The 22175-nt window shown below is 43.1% G+C and carries 26 protein-coding genes and 1 other annotated feature; of the genes, 1 reads left to right on the top strand and 25 read right to left on the bottom strand.

Going from position 1 to position 22175, the window contains the following annotated elements; translation table 11 throughout:
- Window positions 1-36: 36 nt before the first annotated feature.
- From A5870_RS06495 to rplU, 25 genes are all read right to left on the bottom strand, one after another.
- Window positions 37-858 (bottom strand): TlyA family RNA methyltransferase, encoded by an 822-nt coding sequence (locus A5870_RS06495; protein ID WP_086292172.1) that lies wholly within the window; start codon window positions 856-858, stop codon window positions 37-39.
- Window positions 855-1751, bottom strand: coding sequence for a polyprenyl synthetase family protein (locus A5870_RS06490; RefSeq protein ID WP_086292171.1), 897 nt, complete (start codon window positions 1749-1751; stop codon window positions 855-857). The genes A5870_RS06495 and A5870_RS06490 overlap by 4 nt, the downstream gene beginning before the upstream one ends.
- Entirely contained in the window at window positions 1748-1969 is a 222-nt protein-coding gene (locus A5870_RS06485) for an exodeoxyribonuclease VII small subunit (protein WP_086292170.1), read from the bottom strand. The genes A5870_RS06490 and A5870_RS06485 overlap by 4 nt, the downstream gene beginning before the upstream one ends.
- Complete coding sequence (xseA, locus tag A5870_RS06480) at window positions 1950-3302, bottom strand: exodeoxyribonuclease VII large subunit (protein WP_086292169.1); 1353 nt, start codon at window positions 3300-3302, stop codon at window positions 1950-1952. Before xseA ends, A5870_RS06485 begins: the two co-directional genes overlap by 20 nt.
- Window positions 3303-4154 carry a bifunctional methylenetetrahydrofolate dehydrogenase/methenyltetrahydrofolate cyclohydrolase gene (locus A5870_RS06475; protein ID WP_086292168.1) on the bottom strand — a complete coding sequence of 284 codons (852 nt, stop codon included), beginning with the start codon at window positions 4152-4154 and terminating at the stop codon, window positions 3303-3305.
- Between the two features lie 292 nt (window positions 4155-4446).
- On the bottom strand, window positions 4447-4911 hold the full coding sequence (gene nusB / locus A5870_RS06470; RefSeq protein ID WP_034858046.1) for a transcription antitermination factor NusB: 465 nt from the start codon (window positions 4909-4911) through the stop codon (window positions 4447-4449).
- Window positions 4904-5329, bottom strand: a complete 426-nt coding sequence (locus tag A5870_RS06465; RefSeq protein WP_005225770.1) for an Asp23/Gls24 family envelope stress response protein — start codon at window positions 5327-5329, stop codon at window positions 4904-4906. Before A5870_RS06465 ends, nusB begins: the two co-directional genes overlap by 8 nt.
- Window positions 5330-5538: 209 nt before the next feature.
- Entirely contained in the window at window positions 5539-6603 is a 1065-nt protein-coding gene (locus tag A5870_RS06460; protein WP_086292167.1) for a M24 family metallopeptidase, read from the bottom strand.
- A gap of 214 nt (window positions 6604-6817) precedes the next feature.
- Window positions 6818-7057, bottom strand: coding sequence for a GlsB/YeaQ/YmgE family stress response membrane protein (locus A5870_RS06450; RefSeq protein ID WP_005225767.1), 240 nt, complete (start codon window positions 7055-7057; stop codon window positions 6818-6820).
- Between the two features lie 74 nt (window positions 7058-7131).
- Window positions 7132-7497, bottom strand: coding sequence for a DUF956 family protein (locus A5870_RS06445; protein ID WP_005235348.1), 366 nt, complete (start codon window positions 7495-7497; stop codon window positions 7132-7134).
- Window positions 7498-7613: 116 nt separating this feature from the next.
- Window positions 7614-8525, bottom strand: coding sequence for a PTS system mannose/fructose/sorbose family transporter subunit IID (locus A5870_RS06440; RefSeq protein ID WP_005235347.1), 912 nt, complete (start codon window positions 8523-8525; stop codon window positions 7614-7616).
- A gap of 20 nt (window positions 8526-8545) precedes the next feature.
- A complete protein-coding gene (locus tag A5870_RS06435) occupies window positions 8546-9349 on the bottom strand; it encodes a PTS mannose/fructose/sorbose transporter subunit IIC (RefSeq protein WP_008378492.1) in 804 nt (267 codons plus the stop codon).
- Window positions 9350-9379: 30 nt separating this feature from the next.
- Window positions 9380-10372: a mannose/fructose/sorbose PTS transporter subunit IIA gene (locus A5870_RS06430; protein ID WP_081118063.1), complete on the bottom strand. Its 993-nt coding sequence runs from the start codon at window positions 10370-10372 to the stop codon at window positions 9380-9382.
- 69 nt (window positions 10373-10441) lie between these two features.
- Window positions 10442-10936: a PTS system mannose/fructose/N-acetylgalactosamine-transporter subunit IIB gene (locus A5870_RS06425; protein WP_026008065.1), complete on the bottom strand. Its 495-nt coding sequence runs from the start codon at window positions 10934-10936 to the stop codon at window positions 10442-10444.
- Between the two features lie 229 nt (window positions 10937-11165).
- Complete coding sequence (locus A5870_RS06415) at window positions 11166-13988, bottom strand: sigma-54-dependent transcriptional regulator (RefSeq protein ID WP_086292166.1); 2823 nt, start codon at window positions 13986-13988, stop codon at window positions 11166-11168.
- 180 nt (window positions 13989-14168) lie between these two features.
- Window positions 14169-14702 (bottom strand): GNAT family N-acetyltransferase, encoded by a 534-nt coding sequence (locus A5870_RS06410; RefSeq protein WP_086292165.1) that lies wholly within the window; start codon window positions 14700-14702, stop codon window positions 14169-14171.
- Between the two features lie 95 nt (window positions 14703-14797).
- A complete protein-coding gene (locus A5870_RS06405) occupies window positions 14798-15706 on the bottom strand; it encodes a diacylglycerol/lipid kinase family protein (protein WP_086292164.1) in 909 nt (302 codons plus the stop codon).
- A gap of 144 nt (window positions 15707-15850) precedes the next feature.
- Window positions 15851-16642: a phosphonate ABC transporter, permease protein PhnE gene (gene phnE, locus A5870_RS06400; RefSeq protein WP_081118059.1), complete on the bottom strand. Its 792-nt coding sequence runs from the start codon at window positions 16640-16642 to the stop codon at window positions 15851-15853.
- A complete protein-coding gene (phnE, locus tag A5870_RS06395) occupies window positions 16639-17421 on the bottom strand; it encodes a phosphonate ABC transporter, permease protein PhnE (protein WP_005235330.1) in 783 nt (260 codons plus the stop codon). The genes phnE (A5870_RS06400) and phnE (A5870_RS06395) overlap by 4 nt, the downstream gene beginning before the upstream one ends.
- The gene (gene phnC, locus A5870_RS06390; RefSeq protein WP_016610305.1) at window positions 17418-18206 is read right to left on the bottom strand and encodes a phosphonate ABC transporter ATP-binding protein; all 789 of its coding nucleotides are present in this window, start codon (window positions 18204-18206) and stop codon (window positions 17418-17420) included. Before phnC ends, phnE (A5870_RS06395) begins: the two co-directional genes overlap by 4 nt.
- 91 nt (window positions 18207-18297) lie before the next feature.
- On the bottom strand, window positions 18298-19233 hold the full coding sequence (phnD, locus tag A5870_RS06385; protein WP_086292163.1) for a phosphate/phosphite/phosphonate ABC transporter substrate-binding protein: 936 nt from the start codon (window positions 19231-19233) through the stop codon (window positions 18298-18300).
- Between the two features lie 459 nt (window positions 19234-19692).
- On the bottom strand, window positions 19693-20157 hold the full coding sequence (locus A5870_RS06380; RefSeq protein ID WP_086292162.1) for a GNAT family N-acetyltransferase: 465 nt from the start codon (window positions 20155-20157) through the stop codon (window positions 19693-19695).
- A 109-nt stretch (window positions 20158-20266) separates the two neighbouring features.
- Window positions 20267-20560: a 50S ribosomal protein L27 gene (rpmA, locus tag A5870_RS06375; protein ID WP_003126181.1), complete on the bottom strand. Its 294-nt coding sequence runs from the start codon at window positions 20558-20560 to the stop codon at window positions 20267-20269.
- A gap of 12 nt (window positions 20561-20572) precedes the next feature.
- Complete coding sequence (locus A5870_RS06370; RefSeq protein WP_005225752.1) at window positions 20573-20917, bottom strand: ribosomal-processing cysteine protease Prp; 345 nt, start codon at window positions 20915-20917, stop codon at window positions 20573-20575.
- Between the two features lie 26 nt (window positions 20918-20943).
- Window positions 20944-21252 (bottom strand): 50S ribosomal protein L21, encoded by a 309-nt coding sequence (gene rplU, locus A5870_RS06365; RefSeq protein WP_005225751.1) that lies wholly within the window; start codon window positions 21250-21252, stop codon window positions 20944-20946.
- Between the two features lie 19 nt (window positions 21253-21271).
- Window positions 21272-21342: a sequence feature (ribosomal protein L21 leader region), on the bottom strand.
- Window positions 21343-21511: 169 nt separating this feature from the next.
- On the opposite strand from rplU, the gene A5870_RS06360 reads away from it, so the two are divergent.
- On the top strand, window positions 21512-22165 hold the full coding sequence (locus A5870_RS06360; protein ID WP_086292161.1) for a uracil-DNA glycosylase: 654 nt from the start codon (window positions 21512-21514) through the stop codon (window positions 22163-22165).
- The last annotated feature ends 10 nt before the right edge of the window (window positions 22166-22175 follow it).

Genomic DNA, 22175 nt, shown 5'->3' with positions numbered 1-22175 from the left:
GAGCCGACAAGTAAAATGTCCACTCTCTTCCATTCTTTATTTTGGTTGATGAAAGGTCTCATGTGCTGATGCAACAACTTTCGGGATATCGATCCCTGCTGCGGTACCTTCTTGCAGGCTTTTCTTTAAATGTACGATAAACTCGATATTCCCTTCGCCGCCAGTGATGGGTGAAAAACTTAGATTTAATACATCAAATTTTGTTTCTTGCGCAAAGGTGAGTACTTCCTCCAACACTCGTTCATGGGTTTTGGGATCACGTACGATCCCGTTTTTCCCCACCGCTTCTTTACCTGCTTCAAACTGGGGCTTGATTAGCGCCATCACTTCGCCGCCCGCTACCAAAATATCATACAGCGGGGGTAAAATCAGTTTAAGTGAAATAAAAGAAACATCGATCGTAGCGGCATCAGGAAGACCGTCTAAAAAATCAGTTGGTTTTGCATAACGGAAGTTGACCCGTTCCATTACGATCACTCGCTCATCTTGCCGCAGCTTCCAGGCTAACTGATTGTATCCGACATCCAGTGCATAGCTTTTTTTGGCACCATTTTGCAACGCTGCATCAGTAAAACCGCCGGTGGAAGCGCCGATATCTAACATGATTTTATCGGTTACGTCAAAATCAAAGACTTTGAGCGCTTTTTCTAACTTGAGACCACCACGTGAAACATACGGCAGCTTCTTGCCTTTGATCTGCAACAGTGTATCTGCAGCAATTTTTTCTCCCGGTTTATCAAGTCGTTCATTATTTTTTTCTTTGTAAACCAATCCAGCCATCACTCCTCGTTTGGCTTGCTCGCGGGTCTCAAACAGGCCTTGCTGGACAGCTAAAACATCTACTCGTTCTTTCTTCATGCGTTCCCTCGAATCTCAAATCGTTCCACAAATGCCAATAAAACATCCGGCGTAAATTGACCGTATTGACTTAATTGCGCCAGAATTTCTTTAGCCTTGGATAATTCTTCTGTCAACGCTTGTTGCGCCCCTGCTAAGCCAAGCAAAGCAGGATAGGTACTTTTCGCCAATTCGTCATCTCGACGGACAACTTTTCCTAGCTCTTCGGTCGTGCTAGTAGCATCCAACAGATCATCGCGAATTTGAAAGGCTAACCCAATATGCTGGGCAAAGCGATCCAATTCTTGCAGAACTTCTTCCGTCTGGTCGGCTAGGACACCTCCGGCAATCACCGCAAAGCGAATCAATTCGCCGGTTTTCCGTTCGTGAACAGAAATCAGTTCCTCAAGACTAAGGGCTTGGTTTTCCCCTTGAATATCAGCTGCTTGGCCGGCGACCATGCCTTGTGTTCCCGCCGCTTTACTCAATTGCTGCAGCAGCAAGACTTTTTGATTGGCTTCGATTTCCGCCATAGCGACTAATTGAAATGCAGCCGTCAAAAGACCATCTCCAGCTAAAATCGCTAAAGCTTCACCAAAAACCTTATGGTTGGTGGGTTTGCCTCGACGCAGATCATCGTTGTCCATAGCAGGCAGATCGTCATGGATCAGCGAATAGGTATGCACCATTTCTAAGGCTGCCGCACACTGGTACACCGCGGTATTGATTGGTTTGTGAAAAGCGGCGACTGTTGCAGCCAATAAAAGCGGACGAATGCGTTTGCCGCCGGCTTGGATCGAATACTGCATGCTTTCAAACAATCGTTGATCAGAGGTGTGTTCTTTGACAAAGCGTTCCATGACTTCTTCAATCAAAGAGGCGTGCGCTTTTGTGAATTCGGTTAAAGCACTCATTGGTTTTCCTCTTCAAAAGGCACTTCTGCGTTGGATTCAGTCATCATTTTTGTTAAGGACTTTTCCGCTTTACTCAAAGTATCCTTGCATTGCTTGCTCAAAACCATGCCTTTTTGAAAAGCATCTAACGCTTCTTCCAATGGAACATCGCCTTGTTCCAAACGGGTTACGATTTGTTCTAATTCTTGTAATGATTCTTCAAATGTTGGATTTGCCATGATTAACTCCTTCTGTACTAATAACTTCGACAAGTGCTTGGCCATCTTGGTAATGGATCGTCAACTGATCTTCTGGCTCGATCGCATCAATCGATTTGATCACCTGCTCATTTTTCGTGGTATAGCTGTAGCCCCGACCCATGATTTTTAGTGGGCTTAGCAAATCAAGGGATTGGACTGCATTTGCAAATTGATTTTCTTTTGCTGCATAGATATCTTTCATGGCTTTGGTTAAGCGTTGGGAAAGATAACTGACCTCTTGGTTGCTGGCTTGTAATCGCGCTTTTGGTTGTTGTTGTGCCAACCGTGAAATCAATTGCTGTGCATGGCGATCCTTGTCATAAAGCAAGGTTTGTAAGCCTTGCTGCATCCGCTGCTGCAACTGATCGAGTTTGATCGACTGTGCCTCATACAAGCGCTCTGGTTGACGAAAAACATACGATCCAATCACTCGCTGATAGCGTTCTTGTTTGTACTGGATCTGGTGCATAAATGCTTGCTCTAATCGGGCTTGTCTTTCTTCGATCCGCAAAATCTCCTCCGACAGCACTGGCACCGCTAATTCGGCAGCGGCGGTCGGTGTTGCCGCCCGCACATCCGCCACTAAATCGGCAATCGTCGTATCGGTTTCATGCCCCACTGAAGAAATAATGGGGGTTCTTGCATCAAAAATGGCTCTTGCCACTCGTTCTTCATTGAAAGGCCAGAGGTCTTCGATCGATCCACCCCCACGTCCGATGATCATAGTATCAAAGGTCCCATCGGCTTCGACTCGTTGGATATTTTTCACCACATCATCCGCGGCTTTGTTGCCTTGTACCACGGTTGGGTACAAAACGATCTGAGCAATGGGATAACGCCGCTGGGTCGTCGTGATGATATCTCTGATCACCGCCCCACTAGGACTGGTCAAGACTGCGATGCGTTTCGGGTATTTCGGCAATGACTGCTTCGGTGCAGAAAATAATCCTTCCGCTGCCAATTTCTGCTTTAATTGTTCATAAGCTTGATAAAGGGCACCGACACCGTCTGGTTCCATGTGATCGATCACCATCTGGTAATTTCCGCTTGCCTCATACAAGGTGATACGTCCAACCGCCATGACTTTCATGCCCTCTTCTGGTTGAAAACGCAGCTTGTCAAAAGCGCCTTTGAACATGACGGTCGAAATCTTTGCACCATCATCTTTCAAACTAAAGTATTGGTGATTGGGGCGACGACGAAAATTAGAGATCTCCCCCGTCAAATAAACTCGCTCTAGATACGGATCGACGTCAAACTTACGCTTGATATATTTTGTTAATGCAGTCACCGTTAAATATTCTTGCGCCATTTAGTTTTTCATTGTCTCCTTTGCTGCCTCGATCGTTTGGGCCATCAACATCGTGATCGTCATTGGTCCTACACCTCTAGGTACCGGAGTGATATAGCTAGCGATCGGTTCAACTTCATCAAATTTCACATCGCCGATCAACTTGCCATTGGCATCCCGATTCATTCCTACATCGATCACCACGGCCCCTTCTTTTACGAAGTCTTTTGTGACAAAATGACCGCGGCCGATCGCCACGACTAAAATGTCCGCTTGCTTCGCTAACTCAGGCAGATTTTTGGTTTTTGAATGAGCGATGGTCACAGTGGCATTTGCCCCTAAGAGCAAGTGCGCCATTGGTTTTCCGACAATGTTGCTGCGACCGATCACTAAGGCATTTTTCCCTTCCAATTCGATCCCATACGCAGCAAACATTTTCATAATGCCATAAGGGGTACAAGGAATTCGGTCAGGTACACCTGCGAATAATTTTCCTAAATTGATTGGATGAAAGCCGTCGACATCTTTTTCTGGTTTGATGGCTAACAGTACTTTTTCTTCATTGATATGTTTTGGCAAAGGAAGTTGAACCAAAATTCCATGAAAGGCATCATCGTTATTGAACTGCTCGATTTCTGCTAATAATTCTGCCTCAGTAATGGATTCAGGGTAGCGGGCAACACGGGAATTGATGCCGATTTTCGCCGCAGCTAGTTCTTTATTTTTCACATAAGTCTGACTCGCTTTGTCTTCTCCAACAAGCAAAACAACTAATCCCGGTGTCACACCCTGATCTTTTAGTGTTGCTGTCTCTGAAAGAAACGCTGCTTGCATTTTTTCAGCCAATTCTTTTCCATTGATTAATGTACCCATTCTGACAACTCCTCCAACCTGATTATACTGACTTATTTTGTAAAAAGAAACGCACCAATCGTTTGTCGATATGCTTCTTCATGTTTTCTATCATAGCATTTTCTGAAAAGAAAAACACCGTCTAAGGCTCCCTTTTTTCGGAAAAAACGAGGGTAAACCGACAAAGTGCGTGCAAAAAAACCGAACGATCAAGCAGGACCGTCAAAACAAGGCGGTTGCTCATAAATCGTTCGGTTTCTGACTCGATCGAAAAAAACTGATCTCTTTTGATCGATCGTGTTAGGGCTGAAAATTACTCACTTACCTGGTTGGTTTTTGTTTCTAGCTCTTGATTGACTGTCGATAAAATACCGTTGACAAACTTTCTGGACTGATCATCACTAAAAGTTTTCGCTAACTCGATCGCTTCATTCAAAGCCACACGATTCGGCACATTATCCACATAGATCATTTCATACAAAGCAATTCGTAAAATCGTCACGTCCATTTTTGATAAACGCTGGATTTTCCAACCAGCTTTTAAATGATTTTGAATGACTTCATCCAAGGCTTCTTTGTAATGACAGACACCTGCCACTAATTGATCTAAATAAACAGGCACAAAATGCTCTTGTTCTTCATCGATCAATTCATGGTGTTCCAACTCGATGGCATGCATGATGGCATCTTGTTTCGTTAAATCTTTATTAAAGTCTAGTGGAAATAAAGCTTGTAACGCCATTTTCCGTATTTCATGCCGTGATAATTCTTTACTCATTTTCTTCCTCATCGTTTCCAAATAATTCTTCGATGTCTGGTAAATCTACTTTTTCTGGCACGACTGCCACAACATGAACATTTACTTCAGCCAGTTGTACATCTGTCATAAATAAGACTTGCTGTTTGACCCGTTCTTGGATCTCCATTGCCACTTTAGGCACTGACATCCCATAAGTGATATAGCAATAGATGTCCACTTTGATCCCTGTTTCATCGATCGTTAAGTAGACCCCTTTGCCATGAGCTGCGCGACCTAATAATTCAGTGACACTGTTTGCCAGTGTTCCTCGCATCCCATAGACACCTTCCACTTTAGAAGCAGCGATCCCAATAATGATCTCGATCACTTCTGGTGCGATGACGATCTCGCCTAATTCAGGACTTGCATTTAATACAAGGTTTTTATCTTCATTCATACGTTTTTGCCTCCATTCTAAACAGCTGTACCGTATTGTTTGTAAAAAAACCGCTCGTTTTTTCCGTTTGAAGCAAACCAACGCTTGATTCAATCAATAACATCCATGGCACAGTGTTTCTTCTCGCTCTAAGTTTATCATTTTCTGCACTGAGAATCTATAATAACCCACTATTCTCAATGAATTTTCTGAAAAACAAGGTCGATGAATCAGAGAATGATCAATTCTTTCGGTGAATGTGTCAACACTTTATTGCCAGTTTCGGTGATCAAAAGATCATCTTCGATACGAACGCCGCCAATTCCTGGAAGATAGATTCCTGGTTCATCTGTAATGACGTTTCCGACAACAAATGCTTTATCAGCGCGGAAGGATACATTTGGTCCTTCGTGGATCTCTAAACCAATCCCATGACCTGTTGAATGACCAAAGGCATCTCCGTAGCCAAAGGAAGCAATGTGATCCCGGGCGATCGCATCTAGTTCAATTCCGGTCATTCCAGGTTTTGCTGCTGCCAAGACTTTTTCTTGTGCTTCAAGTACGATTTGATAGATTTCCTTCAATTTATCGCCAGGATCGCCTACTGCAAAGGTTCTAGTCATATCAGACACATAGCCTTGATAATAACAGCCAAAGTCTAACGTGATCAGATCACCTTGTTCAATCACTTTTTCACTGGCAACTCCATGGGGCATTGCTGAACGCAGACCACTAGCCACGATCGTTTCAAAAGATACGCTTGTGGCACCTAATGAACGCATAAAGAAATCCAACTGATTCGCCACTTCGATTTCGGTCATTCCTGGGCGGATCATTTTCAAAATATGTTCAAATCCTTGATCGGCGATATGGCAGGCTTGTTGGATCAATGCGATCTCTTCCTCATCTTTGACTTCCCGCAAAGCCTCGATCATCCCCGATACAGGGGCTAGTGATGATTCCTCGATCAAGTCTTCTAAGACGGAGTATTCAGCAAAGCTGACGAAACTTTCTTCAAATGCTAAGACATTGATTTCTTCATTCTGGCAGATGGTTGCAACTTCTTCAAAAATCGGCCCGCTATTTTTTACGATCTCAAATCCTTGGGCTTGAGCAGCTGCTTGTTCTGTATAACGAAAATCTGTTACAAAAAAGGCTTTGTCTAACGTAATGACTGCTAAACCAGTTGTACCAGTAAAGTTTGTCAAGTAACGCAAATTGTATGGGCTGGTGATCAAGAACCCATCAATCGAATCTTTTCTCATTGCTTCGCGTAATTTTTCGACTCTTAACATGTATCGTTCCCTACTTTCTTTTTCTATACGATAGTATTATAACAAACTTCCAGAAAAAGCGGAAAGTAAGCGAAAAGTTTTCTAAAAAATCAAACAATACGAATGAAAAGAATGGTATTTTAAAAAGACTCTAGTTTACTCTCTCGTTATTCTCTTCTAGATAGCTTCAATGCACAAAAAAAGCAACCCAGTCAATGGATTGCTTCTTTGATAATTATCTTTTCCGTCCCAAAAAGAACGATACGACAGCCACGAAAATAACTGCGCCAATGATTGCCGGCACGATTGCCATTCCTGCCACTTGTGGTCCCCAAGTGCCGAATAAGCCTTGTCCGATTGATGCGCCCACAAGTCCTGCGACGATATCAAAAATGCAACCGCGTTTTTCTCCTGCGATAGCACCGCCGATCGACCCGATGACCGCTCCCACGATCAATGTCCATAAAAAGTGCATAATAACCCCTCCTAAACTTTCTTATAAAAAGGGTAACACATTGAGAATCAATTGGAAAAACATATGCTCTCTTGTTATTTTCTACGGGTAATTGCCCGTTTCAAGATATCGAAAAAGCCAAGAGAATGGACCATATGATCTGGGTCAACGTATTCGCGAATTGCCCGCAGAACTTTTTTTGGTTCTTTTGATGAGAAGGTATACGTCCCATTCTTTTTGGTCCGAATCGCATAACGTGGGATCCAACGTCCTTTGAACAAGACCGAAGCGATCACATAGTCGACGTCTTCCCAAGGAATTTGAATAAACTTGCGTTTGTCACGATCATTGTAAAACTCAAAGGCATTATCGCCGATCATGATTTTGCCGTATTCATTGATACCTAAAAAAGACGTAGCATCGATCGTCAAATCAACTTTTGTATTAAGGGATTGTACCATTTGCGCTTACTCCATTCTATATCGTCTTATTGTTACCTATTATACGTGTTTGCGGCATATTTGGCGAATAAATAAAAAGATGCTTGGGTTTCCCCAAGCACCTATCATTGAAAAGATTATAACAATCCGATCAAGTGTCCACCGATACCGACTAAGAATAGACCGATAATAATGACGATTGGAGAAACTTTTTTCTTCAATAACCACATACATAACAAAGTAAGCAATAGTGCAGCTAAACCAGGAATCAATTGATCCAAGTTGTTTTGCAATGTTGTTACTTTTGTATCAGTCAATGCACGGCCTTCAGCTACTTGTTGGAAGGCTTGTTGCAAACCAGCTGAACCGGAAGGCAAGTTTGCCCAGTCGACATAGGCACCTTCATCAAGCGGTACGCTTGAGACAACTGGTGCAAAGGAAATCGATACCCAACGTTGAACAAGTGACCCTAATACAAACATCCCTAAAATAGAAGCACCTTTTGTTACATCTTGTAGCAAACCACCTGAAAGGTCATCTGTGATTTTAGAACCAGCACGGTAGCCGAATTCTTGTGTGTACCACATAAATGCCCAACGGATGATGTTCCAAGCAACGAAGAAGATGATTGGGCCTAAGATGTTTCCGCCTAAAGCAAGAGAAGCACCTAATGCACCTAACATCGGACGGACAGTAAACCAGAACACAGGGTCACCGACACCGGCTAAAGGACCCATCATCCCAACTTTTACCCCTTGGATCGCTACGTCATCGACAGGCGCGCCATTGGCACGTTCTTCTTCTAACGCTAGTGTTACCCCTAAGATTGGTGATGCGATATATGGGTGAGTATTAAAGAATTCTAAGTGACGCTTCAAAGCAGCGGCACGGTCTTCTTTTGTTTTGTATAATTTTTTGATTGCTGGAATCATTGAGAATGCCCAACCACCATTTTGCATACGTTCATAGTTCCATGAACCTTGAATGAAGGTAGAGCGCCATGCTACGGCTAAACGATCTTTTTTATTTAATTGAATTTTTTCTGCCATTTTTTTCTCCTCCTTCGATTCTAATAGTCATTCAAGATATCGCCTAGAGGGTCGCCAGTGTTGCTGCCGCCGCCTCCATTTGATGATCCACCCATTTTAGTTAGGTTCAAGTAGATCAATGCGATTGCTACTGCCAAAGCACCGATAGCGATCAATGTCAATTGAGAGATAGCTGCGATAACGAAACCGATAATAAAGAATGGCCATACTTCGCGAGTTGCCATCATGTTGATAACCATTGCATAACCAACGGCAACAACCATACCACCACCGATAGCCATACCATCCGTCAACCATGCAGGCATTGATTCTAAGAAGTTTTGAACAGTTGCAGCAGGGATTGCCAACAATGCAGCTGCAGGAATCGCAATACGAACCCCTTGCATACATACAGCGATCACGTGCCACATTTCAATTTTACGAATGTTACCTTCTTCAGCAGCCGCATCCATAAAGTGAACGATTGGCACAGCCAATGTACGAACGATCATTGTCAAGAACAAACCAGCAACAGCTAGAGGGATTGCAACGGCAATCGCTGTATCAACACCAGCAGTTCCTTGTCCACCTAAAACTAAAATAATTGCAGATGCAACAGACGCCAATGCAGCATCAGGTGCAACAGCGGCACCGATGTTTGCCCATCCAAGTGCGATCATTTGTAATGATCCGCCCAAAATGATACATGCTTCCAAATTACCGGTCACTAAACCGATCAAAGTACACGCGATTAGCGGTTGATGGAATTGGAATTCATCCAAGATCCCTTCCATACCAGCTAAAAAGGCAACGAGTACTACTAATACCATAGATATAATAGTCATGATAGACCTCCTATTTAGTTGAATACGTTTCTATTTATTCGCCAATTCATTTTTGGCTTTGCGTAAGATTTCGTCCATGTTGTCTCGAGAGTCATTTGGCACTTTACGCACATCGAATTTGATGCCGCGTCCTTTTAGATCTTCAAATGTCTTCACATCGTCCGTACCCATCGACAATACTTTACTTACAACAACTTTCCCAACAGAGTGAGCCATTGAACCAACGTTCACCTCAGTGATGTCAACGCCACCTTCAACTGCACGCAACACATCTTGTGGGTTTTCAAATAATAGTAAAGCTTTCGTATTCCCGAAACGAGGGTCTTTAGAAACTTCGATCATTTTATCCACTGGAATGACGTTCGCTTTTACTCCTGGAGGAGCTGCTTGTTCGATCAGTTTTTTACGCAAATCATCTTTTGCCACTGCATCAGAAACAACGATGATCCGAGATGGATTAACTGATTTTGTCCAAGCTGTAGCGACTTGACCATGTAGCAAACGAGAATCCACACGCGCAAGCACGATTTTGATTTTGCCATCGCCTAGAACAGTTCCCGGAGGAAGTGATCCTTTAGGTTGATCGTCTTGCACTGCTTTTGGTGCTACCGCTTCTTCTGGTTCAAGCTCTTCTGGTTTGACCTTGACCCCTTCTTTAGCTGTTTCAACGATATGCGCAGCGATTTCATGCGCTGTATTCATTGAAAAACGTGAAGCATAGGCTTCGATCACCATTGGTAAATTCATACCAGCAACGATTGCCCATTTGTCTTTGTGATCTTCAAACAAGCTGTTCGCTTGGTTGAAAGGAGTACCACCCCAAAGATCAACTAAGAATAATACTTCTTCTTGATCGTCAAATGTAGCAATTGCTTCTTGCATTTTTGCCTTGATGTCATCTGGACCTTCACTTGGCATCAATGTAACAGCTTTAACATTTTCTTGTTCGCCGAAGATCATTGAACCAGATTGCAAAATGCCGTTAGCAAATTCTCCATGACTTGCTAGGATAATTCCTACCATCTTTTTACCTCCTATATCAAAATTGAAAAATGTGACACGAATACGAAAGAAAAAACAACATCGAAAAAATTAAGGGTGACTACCTTCTTTTTCCAAAATATCCTTCAAAAAGATTTTACGATCAGCTGGAACTTTGCGTATCTCCACTTCAATGCCTTGGTTTTGCAAGTAAAGCAATGAAGCAAGATCTTGATCATTGACTGACACGAAATTAGTGATCATCCGTTTTCCCATTGAAAAGCTCATGCCGCCGATATTGACGGAACGAATGTCAATGCCTCCTTTGACCAGAGTCACGACATCTTGAGGGTTGGTAAATAATAACATGACTTTTTGCGTATTAAATAATGTGTTATGCGCCACCTCAAGCATTTTTGCTACTGTCACCACATTAGATTTGATTCCTGGTGGAGCAGCTTCTTTCAAGAGAAACTTCCGTAATTGGTCATTTGCGACCTCATCACTGACCACGATGATTCGATTGATACCAGTCATTTTCGACCAAGCTGTGGCGACCTGACCATGAATCAACCGATCGTCGATTCGGGCAAGACGTATATCCATTCCCATTGTGCAAGCCTCCTACATCCATCGATCCGCTTTTCATATTGAGGATCTGTTCTTTTTTCAATCACCTCCTGTATCCACTTATATAGAAGCAAGAAGCGTGCCAAGTTTTTACGATACACTATTCTTGAAAAAACCTTAAGAATCAGCATTTGAATAACACACTAAAAAAGATACACTAAAAAATACTGTATCTTTTTTAGTGTATCTGTATTATTTTTCATGATTATTGGTATTGCTCTTTTTCCCGATGGTTCTTTACGAGTTCCATCAAGTAATACTCTTCCGCATCAGGAATCTCAATATTCATCAAACGACTAAACGACTGGACATGGACATGAAGCAGTGCGTAAAGTGGGTCCGAACGCATCGCCTCTAGCTCTTTCTCCCCAACTGTTAACGGCTGCCGCAAAATGATTCGTTCCAGCATACCTGCACTATGCATGACAAAGTTGATCAAAAAGCCTTGCTGCGCTTGCCCTAATTCAAGATCACGTATGATCTCCTGGCTGAACTTCCATAAAGGATCGACCACTTTTTTCGGATTGATATACGTAAAGTTTTCTTCTAGATACTGGACGCAGATTGCTTTCGCCTGTTGGTCATCCAGCTGAACTTCATCTTCAAAACTCAAATCGTTCTCTAATAGGATATCATCTAACAAAAGATCGACATCTTGGTCAATAAAACGTTCCAGCGAAATAAATGGCGCATCTATATGGGGATCGATGATCCCCGTTGCAGCAATCAATCGATAACGCTGTTGAATCTGTTCCAAATCCGTTCTTAGATCCGCCACCGATAAGGTCACCACTTCAACATTTTGGTTTTGCCGTTTTGACAGTGAACTTTGGATCAATTCTTTGATACGCTGCGCCGTTCCTTTTCCTGAAGCACAGACCGCTAAGATCGCTTTAGGGTGGTGGTTTTGTGTCACTGGTTCTTCCACAGTGACCGCTCCATATCCACGGAACTTCCGTAATGAATCATAGAGCTGATCGAGGTCCGTTCCAATAACCGATGCTTTACGAACGGTCTCCAACACGATGGAGGTGGTCACCATATCGACTGTCCGCACAGCCACGCCTGTTTCCCGCTGGATCTCATTATTAAAGGTCGCTAAAGACCCCATATCGACTAACAGGATCACTCCACTGCCGTCATTGACTGCCCGTACACTATCCACGATTTTTTTCAACGCCACAGCTGGTGGCATATCTAATGGCATGTCCACCGCGGTAACTTGATCGACTTCCAGCAACTGTTTAACCACTTGTACCATGCTACTGGCTGTGCTGTTGCCGTGGGCTGCAACGACGACGCCGATTTTCCCAGAGGAATGAGAGGTTCTAAGAGAAACCAGAAGAACCGCTAAATAATAAGATTCGCTCTCAGGAATCGCCACTTGGAAACTATCACCAATAAAATCGCGGACTTCTTTGGCGACTTCAAACTCTTGCGGATAGTCAGCTACCATCTGACGAATATTGTCATTGGTTTGTCGTTCTTCTCCTAGATGGATTTTTTTCAAAAATGAGCTGATGTGTAAGCTCATGGCATAGATGAAGTTTTGCTGAAAATCGTAATTTAAGCGTTGCCGAACCATCTCATAGATTTGATTTGTTACACTGATCACTTTCTGGTCGACAAATTCACTTAGTTTATTGACCGAGTTAAAGGAAAACCCGTGATCTTTATAAAAAGACTTTAAGTGAACATTAATATCTGTTGAGATAAAATGATTGATCGCCTCTTGGTCTAACCCATCTGCTTTTAGCAAAGCAGCCTTGTCACCGATAATATCGTAAAGATTATAAGGCAATTCATAGGAATCTGATTGGATATTGTTTAAGTTTTGATTCGGCTGAACACTAATTTTCGGTTCAAGGATCTTTGAAAGCTCTGCCAGCTCATTGCGACGATTTCCCAAGACGATCAACCCTGAACGGATCCCTTCTGGAAGATCCAATAAATCGATTTCAATTTCATCCTGCTGCATATGGTTTAGAAATCCACGAGCACAAACAAGCTGCACGTTCGACTTCAATTGCCCGATATTCCCAAAACTAACACTGCCGATCAGTGCTTTGACCACATCTTCTGTCAAGGTGATCGTCCGTTGGATGCGGGTCGCCTCTTGCCCAACTAATACCCGAACAAGGTCGACTTTTTCTGACGCCGGTCGTTTTTCAAAGAAAGGCAATTGAATGTTAATGGGAATCCGCCGGGTGAAGGTATCTAAGAGTGTTGAGTTGGGGTCTTCCGTAGTCGCTCCAACGATTCGGACATTCGCTTGATGGTTTTTGCCTGTCTCTCCTAGACGACTGAAGGTTCCATGATCCATAAAGTAAAAGATCATTTCCTGACCTTCTGGTGGTAAGCGATGGATCTCATCGAGAAATAGCATACTTTCATCTGCTTGATCGATAATACCGATTTTCTCTTGATCGGCACCCGTAAATGCGCCTCGCACATAACCAAACAAATGACTCATCAAAAGTTCCGGATTATTCGCATAGTCCGCACAGTTAAAGACAATCAATTCTTTGTCCTCGGCAATCACCTGATTGCTTTTGGCAAACTGAAACATCGCATGGGCAAAGTAGGTTTTCCCAGAACCTGTAGGACCTGTAATCAAGCAGTTTAGCCCCTTTGGCGGATACAAAATCGCTGCTTTGGCTTGCTCAACGGCGTTTTTCATACTGCCATTGGCACCAATGATTGTCGCAAAAATATCCCGGTCAGAAGGTTTTCCTTGTACTCGCTGAGGGAAAGCTTTTTCCCTTTGGGGACGATTTTCTTTATAGCTTGGGACATACTTTTCCGAACTGCTTGCGTCAATACCTGCTGCCCAATAGCGCACAGGACGTGAATCACTTTTTTCAACGCGTCCTTCTTTGACAAGCTGATTTAAATCTTTACTGGCATTACTGCGCTGAATGGCTAAGTGATCGGCAACCTCCGAAGTAGACAACCCCTTTTTCTCCCCTAAGCCACTCCGCGTGTTTTCAAGGATATATTGATAGATACGTTCGATTCGCTTGCCCAACAGCTTCGCCTCCTTGTTTTTCCACTTGAATACTTTACTCATTTTTCTATAAAAAAGCAACTTTTTTCCACATAGAAAAAACAAAATGCTTTGCATTTAGTAGCAATAGAAAAAATTTCCACCTGTTACTTTCAGCATAAAGCATTTTGCCAAAAAAAGATATTCAAAAGTCAGGATGCGTTAGGCTTTTTCATTAGGAATGAACGCTGGCACCTGGTCTGGAAATCGTTGCAGTTCTTTTTGCATCCATATCACATCGTGCCATTGATTAAACTTATAGCCGACATGCGCAAAATCAGCAACTTTCCGATACCCAAGTTTCTCATGAAAAGCCTCGCTTTGTTGATTGCCTCCTGTAATACACGCAGTCAGATTGACCACGTTTTGCGCTTTTAATTTTTCCTCAAGCGCTTGGTAAAGAGCGGTACCGAGCCCTTTTGCTTTTGCATCTGGGGCTAAATAAACAGTTACTTCAACGGTCCAATCATAGGCTGCTCGTTCTTTATAGGCTGACGCATAGGCATAACCGACGATTTCACCAGCCTCTTCTGCAACAAGATACGGGTAGCGTTTCAAGGTCTTGGCGATGCGTTCCGCGAATTCTTGAACCGTGGGCACCTCCGTTTCAAAGGTAATCGGTGTATTATCTACATAATAAGCATAGATTGCTGTCAAGGCTTGGGCATCTGCAATCTTAGCAGAACGTATCGTCATAGAATCCCTTCTTTCAATAAATTTTTTCCAGTATACTCTTTCTAAAGAAAAAAAACAATCCGCTTTTGACGGATCGTTTCCTAGTTATTGATGATTTAGCGGGCTTTTTCAGCGCCGCAATATACGGTGAGATGTTGTGGCAGCACCTGTACTGTGATTGGCAACTCAGGTCCTGGATCGCCATCGACATTCGTTTCGATCGTTGCCCCATCCTCCAAACGAATCGCAGCTTTATCAAAGGTTTGATAACCAAGAACATCATTTGATTCCGTAACTCCTTTGAGAAGCTCAGGCACACTTTTGACAGTTTCCCAAAGATTCGTATCCTTCAAGTAGATCAGATGCAATTTTCCGTCATCGGTACTCGCTTTAGGTAAAAGAGATTCAAAACCGCCAATCGTATTCGATGACCCAACGATCATCGTACTACTTTCCACAGCGATCGTCGTTTTTTCCCCATTATTTTCGGCGATCACTTCAAACGGATGACTTTCATTTTTCCGCACTTCCCGTAGACCAGAAACAAAATAGGCCATTTTTCCCAGCTTGGTTTTTTCTTCAGCTTCCACATTGTTGATCGCTGCTGGAATCATACCGATCGCCACCACATTGGTAAAATAAGCTTGATTGACCTGCCCAATATCGATTTTGCGGGTGTGATCCACTGCAAATGATTCGATGGCTTCCTTAGGATCTAATGGAATCGCTAATGCTCGAGCTAAATCATTTACTGTTCCCAGCGGGAAGAAACCGAAATTTGCTCGTTTGTCATGAGGGGCTAAGCCATTGACCGCTTCATTGACGGTACCATCACCGCCCATTGCGAAGACACTGTCAAATTCTGCTGCTGCCTCAGAGGCAAAGCGTGTGGCATCGCCTTCTTTTTCGGTATGTTTGACTACGACTTCCGCAAAGCTTTCCCGCAACTTGTCTACTGCCATTTCCTCAAATTCTTTCGCTTGTTCACCACCAGAACTTGGATTGACGATCAATAATGCTTTCATAAAACAGCCTCCTTGTTTAGGTTCATTTTCTATAAATCCAGTATAACAAGTTTCACAAAAACTGTCTTAAACGACCTCCGCCTATCTCCTACAAAAAACACAGCCTAATCAGACTGTGTTTTTTCGAGTACGCACTTCCTTTTATTAAACCAATCGTTTACGCAAGCGCCCAGAAATAAAATCAATGATCGTGACCGTCACAACGATCCCCAATAAAATGATCCCCACGCGGCTCCATGAACGTGCATTGATAGCAAAGATCATCGGTGTACCGATCCCGCCTGCCCCTACGATCCCTAAGATCGAAGCCGAACGGACAGCCAGTTCAAATCGATACAAGGTAAAAGATAGAAATTCTGGGATCAGTTGCGGCAATGTCGCAAAGCCTAATACATCCCAGCGGCTTCCTCCCGCACTAATGACGGATTCCGAGGGACCATGATCCATGTTTTCGATCGCTTCGCTATAGAGTTTTGCCAACATCCCAATGGAATGGACACTGACCGCCAGCACTCCGGCAAAGGAGCCCGGACCTACCGTTTTAATAAACATAATGGCTAAGACGATTTCTGGAAACGTTCGAATCGCCGTCAGTACGATTTTCCCAAATCCCGATAACCAGCGAGGACTATTTTTGCTGCGCGCCGCCCAAAAGGCAAAAGGAATACTTAATAGTGAGGATAAAAACGTACCCACAAAGGCGATTGCAACGGTTTCGATCATCAAACTGATCAAATCTTCGCCATCACCGGTATAAACATAGCCCCAATCAGGATGGATCAGCCCATAAAAGATTGAGCCGACAATTTGACCGACATTTTCTTTGACGCCGGCAAAAGGTACACCAGCGAAAGCCCAAATATAAAGGAAGATAACGACTACTGCGATCAGCCAATTCCGTATTTTTTTCTTTTTCGGTTCTGCTGGCAACATCATAACAATCGCTCCCTTAATCTATTACTGATGGTATCAATCACCAAAACAACTGCAAAAATCACTAAGACGATAATCGACGTCTGGTCATATCGAAACTGGCTTAAAGATCGTTGTAAGAAAACACCGATTCCGCCTGCGCCGATATACCCAAGAATCGTCGATGCCCGCACATTGATCTCAAAGGCATAAAGCAAGTAACTGAGAAAATGGCTCATGACTTGCGGTACGACTGCATAGCGGATGATATCAAACTTCGATCCTCCAGAAGCCGTGATCGCTTCGATCGGACCTTCATCAATCGTTTCAATCGACTCATAAAACAATTTGGTGATCATCCCAAAAGAAAACACAGAGATGGAGATCACCCCGGCTACGGGACCGATTCCGACAATGGCAACAAATAAAGCCGCCAGCATCAAATCAGGTACTGTCCGAATGATATTTAAAACGAAACGGAAACAACCGCTGATCCAATGATTCGTCATGATATTTCGTGCTGCTAAAAGTGAAAACGGAAAGGCCGCCAGTGCACCAAAGGTTGTGCCGATGATCGCCATTTGGATGGTTTGCAAAATCGGCTCAACAATGATTTTGGCATATGCCCAATCAGGATGAGCCATCTTTTGTAAAATGACATTCATTTGACTGCTGTTGCTAAAGAACCGTGCCAAATCAACGCCAGAAATAGAGCCGCTAACGAACAATACCACTAAAAAAATGACGAGCCACAGAACATTTTTCCATAGTCCGCTGCGTTTCGGCAACGTATTTGTCGTCATTGTCCTGCCCCTTCCTGCTCTTCCATGATCTCGCTACCATAAATCTGTTTCAATCGCTGATCGGTCGCTTCACTGACAGGGCCATCAAAAACCAAGCCCCCATCTCGTAACCCGATGATCCGTGTGCCGTATTCTCTTGCCAATTGGACAGAATGTAAATTGACTACGATAGTGATACCCAGATCTTGATTGATCCGTTTTAAGTCATTCATGACTTTTTCAGTGGTTAACGGATCTAATGAAGCAACCGGTTCATCCGCTAAAATAATTTTTGGCTCTTGCGTCAAAGCCCGAGCAATCGAAACCCGTTGCTGCTGACCACCAGATAATTCATCGGCTCGAGTATAAACTTTTTCTGCAAGGTTGACCCGCTGCAGTGATTGATAAGCCAACTCCTTGTCCGCTTGCGGAAAGAGACCCAGCAGCATTTTGATCGTGGGATGATAAGCCACTCGCCCCGTTAAGACGTTTCGCAAGACACTCGAACGTTTCACCAAATTGAAGCTTTGGAAAATCATGCCAATGTCTCGACGAATCAAGCGTAGCTCTCTTCCTTTTGCTTTTGTGATCGACTTGTTATCGATTAAAATCTCGCCGCTTGTAATCTCGTGCAGTCGATTGATGGAGCGCAACATCGTTGATTTGCCTGCACCGGATAAACCCACGACGATGACAAATTCTCCTTTTTTGATATCGATGTTCAAATCCTTCAACCCCAACACCCCATTTGGGTATTGCTTGGTCACATTTTGAAATGAAATAATCGTTTCGTTCTCTAGAGCCATGATTCTCCTACTTTCTTTCCATTAGATAAAAATTGCTGTCCATTCGAAAAGGGTACCTCAAGTACCGGTACCCTCCCGATCTATTCATCTATTATTGTCCGACTTGTTCCGCATACTCTCTTACAATGTCGAAATTGCTGTCTTTTGAAACAACGTATCCTTCGTGCGAGTAAATATCAGAGATGATTTGTTTTCCTTCTTCATCTTTTCCGATCGCGATAAAGGCATCTTGGATTTTTTTGTCCCACTCTTCACTCATATCGCTGCGAACACTGATCGTATCGTTCGGGATCGGTTCGGTAAAGTACATTGGCTCTACCTCATCCATAATTTCAGGGTAATCATTTTTGACCGTGTTACGGGCATCTTCAAAAACGAAGGCCGCGTCAACGTCGCCATTCAAGACAGATAAGACCGCTTGGTCATGGCCTTTGACTTGAACAGTCGTCACATCCGTATTGATGTCGATGCCTGCTTTTTTCATTTCTGCTACTGGCCAAACATAACCGGCAGAAGAAGTAACATCTTGCGTGGCAATCGTTTTGCCTTTTAAATCTTCCAACTCTTTGATGTCACTGCCGCTTTTTACGACGATCATTGAGCGATAGCTATCAACCAATTCATCTGTTGATTCGCCACCAGGCTGCTTGATGCCATAACGCTGCGCTTGCAACAGTACCTTAACATTGCTTTGTTCATTTGCTAAAACGTAGGCATTCGGCGGTAAAAAGCCGACATCTACTTGTTTCGAAGCCATTGCTTCGACGATTGTATTGTAGTCAGTGGAAACACTCACTGTGACTGGAATCCCCAATTCATCGCTTAATAATTGCTCAAGTGGTTTTGCTTTTGCTTCTAATGTTTCTGCTGCTTGTGATGGAACAAATTGAACGGTCAACTTTTCTGGTACATATCCTGCGTCCTCAGCCGCCGAGTCAGTGCTTGCTCCACCTGAGCCACATGCCGCCAGCGTAACTGCTGCCACCAAACCTAAACCAAACATTGCCGTTTTCTTCCAAACTTTCATCACTTTTTCTCCTTTTCATTAAAAAATCGAACTCACGGAATTCCGAACTTTCCTTTTTGATTATAAAAAACCAACGAATTAAAAACAATCTTTTTCGAATTACGAACGTTTTCTTTTTTGATAATGTTCGTGTTTAAGTCGAAATCATTCGTGAGCAGATTCTCAATAATCAACGTTTTTCGAAAGTTTCTTTCCATTTGTTCTACTTCCTCAGAGTATCAAATGAATATAAGGTTTATGTTATCAACGTGTAAAGATTCCGTTAATCGCAAAAGGAACTTTGTGAAGAACAAAGCATGGATATACTCGTAATTCTTGCCCTAAGTGCACAAAATTTCTTGAAACGTCTAACCAGAAGATGCCCGCACACTTTTTTGACCGAAGCAACACAAAAAAAGCAGAGAATTCCCTTAAGAACCTCTGCTTTTGACCTCATTCTCTTACTGTAGAAAGAGTACGTTATCCTTGATCCGTTGGCAACTGCAACAAGAGTACATGCTCGTTCTCAATCATTTCACCCGTCAAAACAAAGCCGTTGCGTTCGTAAAGCTTCGTTGCGATCTCATTGCCAACCACAGCGGAGATCCTTAATTCTTGCGCTTGGATATGGGTTTTGAACCAATCTAACCCAGCAAGAAACGCCTGAGTGCCTAACCCTTGATTTTGGAATTTTTCTGCGATCATAAACCGCTCGATCCACCACGAAGCTTTTGGATAATCCTCATCCGCCTCGTAAAAACTAAATAGCATAAAGCCGACCATTTCCTCACCATTGTATAGGGCAAATGCCTGACGAGGTTCCTCATAGATTGCCTCTAACATTGAGTACCAATTGGGCGCAACAAAGTCTTCTTGCTCCTTCGTTGTCTTCAAATTCATACACGCACGATAGTTTTCCTTCGTGATTTCTTTTAATTGAATCATTGCTTCGCTCCTTTTAAAAGTCATTAATATTGACTAATTTGTTAAAACGGTTTCACTGATGTACAAAAAAACACCCAGGTTACTTTTACGTAATCTGGATGTCGTTTTCTTATGCTTCTTGCGCTACTGGATAAACAGATACTTGTTTTTTGTCGCGGCCTTTACGTTCGAAACGAACCACGCCATCAACTTTTGCAAACAATGTATCATCTCCACCGATACCTACGTTTACCCCTGGGTAAATTTTAGTACCGCGTTGGCGATAAAGGATTGATCCGCCTGAAACGGTTTGACCGTCAGCACGTTTCGCACCTAAACGTTTTGATTGAGAGTCACGTCCGTTAGAAGTAGAACCCCCACCTTTTTTGTGAGCGAAGAATTGCAAATTCATTTTCATCAACATGAGATGCACCTCCTAGTTTTCTTTAGTAGTTTTGATTTGGATATAATCGTTGTACTCTTCTTGAACTGATTGCAAGCCGATCAACAAATTTTCTAAAAGAATTTGTGCGATATTCGACTGCTCTTGGGTCAAACGAGAAGGCAGTGTGACTAATAAGTACCCACCATTTTCGTTATCTGCTTCAACTTTTGGCGCAACGCCAGCCAAAGCATCGATCCCATTGACTGCACTGATCGCTAAAGCGGATGCTGCAGCACAGACGATGTCTTTGCCGTATTCTCCTGCTTGTGCGTGTCCAGCTAGTTCAAAAGAAACAATCCGACCAGAGTCATTTCGTTTGAATGTCCCTTTGATCATATTCGTTACCCTGCTTTTCGTAAGAATTAAGCGTTGATCGCGTCAATAACAACTTTTGTGTAAGGTTGACGGTGACCTTGTTTACGGTGTGAATGTTTTTTAGGTTTGTATTTGAAAGTTACGACTTTCTTTTGTTTGCCGTGTTTTTCAACAGTCCCTTCAACAGTTGCTCCTGCAACGATTGGGGCACCCACTTTTGTTGATTCGCCACCTACTAAGATAACTTCATCAAAAGTAACCTTTTGTCCAGCTTCAACGTCTAATTTTTCAACGTAGATTGCTTGACCCACTTCAACTTTTACTTGTTTCCCACCAGTTTTGATAATTGCGTACATGCTCTACAGCACCTCCTTATAATATACTTAGACTCGCCATCCCAAGTGACTTTCGTACTTACTACTTGTTCTGTGCGGTTGTAGCTGTGGAGTCCACAATTACAACAGATTAACTTTATCAAAATGTTTTCCTAAAGTCAATCACTAATTAAGGAAAAGACAGAATTCTTTTGCTACTAGTCATTTCCTTTTGTGCATTTTTTGTTTTCTATTACTATAGAAGAAAGAGCACAAGTGAAACAGAATTGGAGGAGTTTGCATGCAATACCCCAAAGAATTAGCCATTGCCGTTCAACAGGCGTCCCGCAGTTATCCGTTGGAAGGATTTGTTCCCGGTCAAGGACCGCTGCAGCCCAAATTGATGATCGTTGGGGAAGCCCCTGGTCGAACCGAAATCGAGAATTTTATTCCTTTTAGCGGACAAGCAGGAAAAGAATTGATGAAATCGTTGGCTTTAGCCGGTTTGACCCGTGAGGATGTCTACATCACCAGCGCTGTCCGCAGTCGCCCATACTCCGTCAAAGAACGAATCAACAAACGCAGCGGTGCCCATGAGATCGTCCATCCCAATCGGACACCTACCAAAAAAGAAGTCTTGCTACACGCACCGCTGCTTGACTACGAGTTGTCCGTTGTAGATCCGCCCGTCATTGCAACTGTTGGCAATATCGGACTGCAGCGATTATTAGGCAACGCCTATTATATCAAAGATCACCATGGCGAAGTGATCCGTTCCAAAATACAAGAAAGCAATCCAACAAAAGATGGTTATCAATGGTCGGAAAAAGAATATTTGATCGTACCGATGTATCATCCCGCTGCGATCTTTTACAATCGAACGTTGACTCCGCAAATCGAAGCTGATTGGCGAGGGTTAAGAAACATTCTCTCACAAATACCAGCCGACGAATAACGACCAGTCC

Source organism: Enterococcus sp. 2G9_DIV0600, assembly GCF_002140615.1.
Lineage (GTDB): Bacteria > Bacillota > Bacilli > Lactobacillales > Enterococcaceae > Enterococcus_D > Enterococcus_D innesii.
The sequence above is the reverse complement of the archived record's forward strand: the minus strand, read 5'-3'. Positions and strand labels throughout refer to the sequence as shown.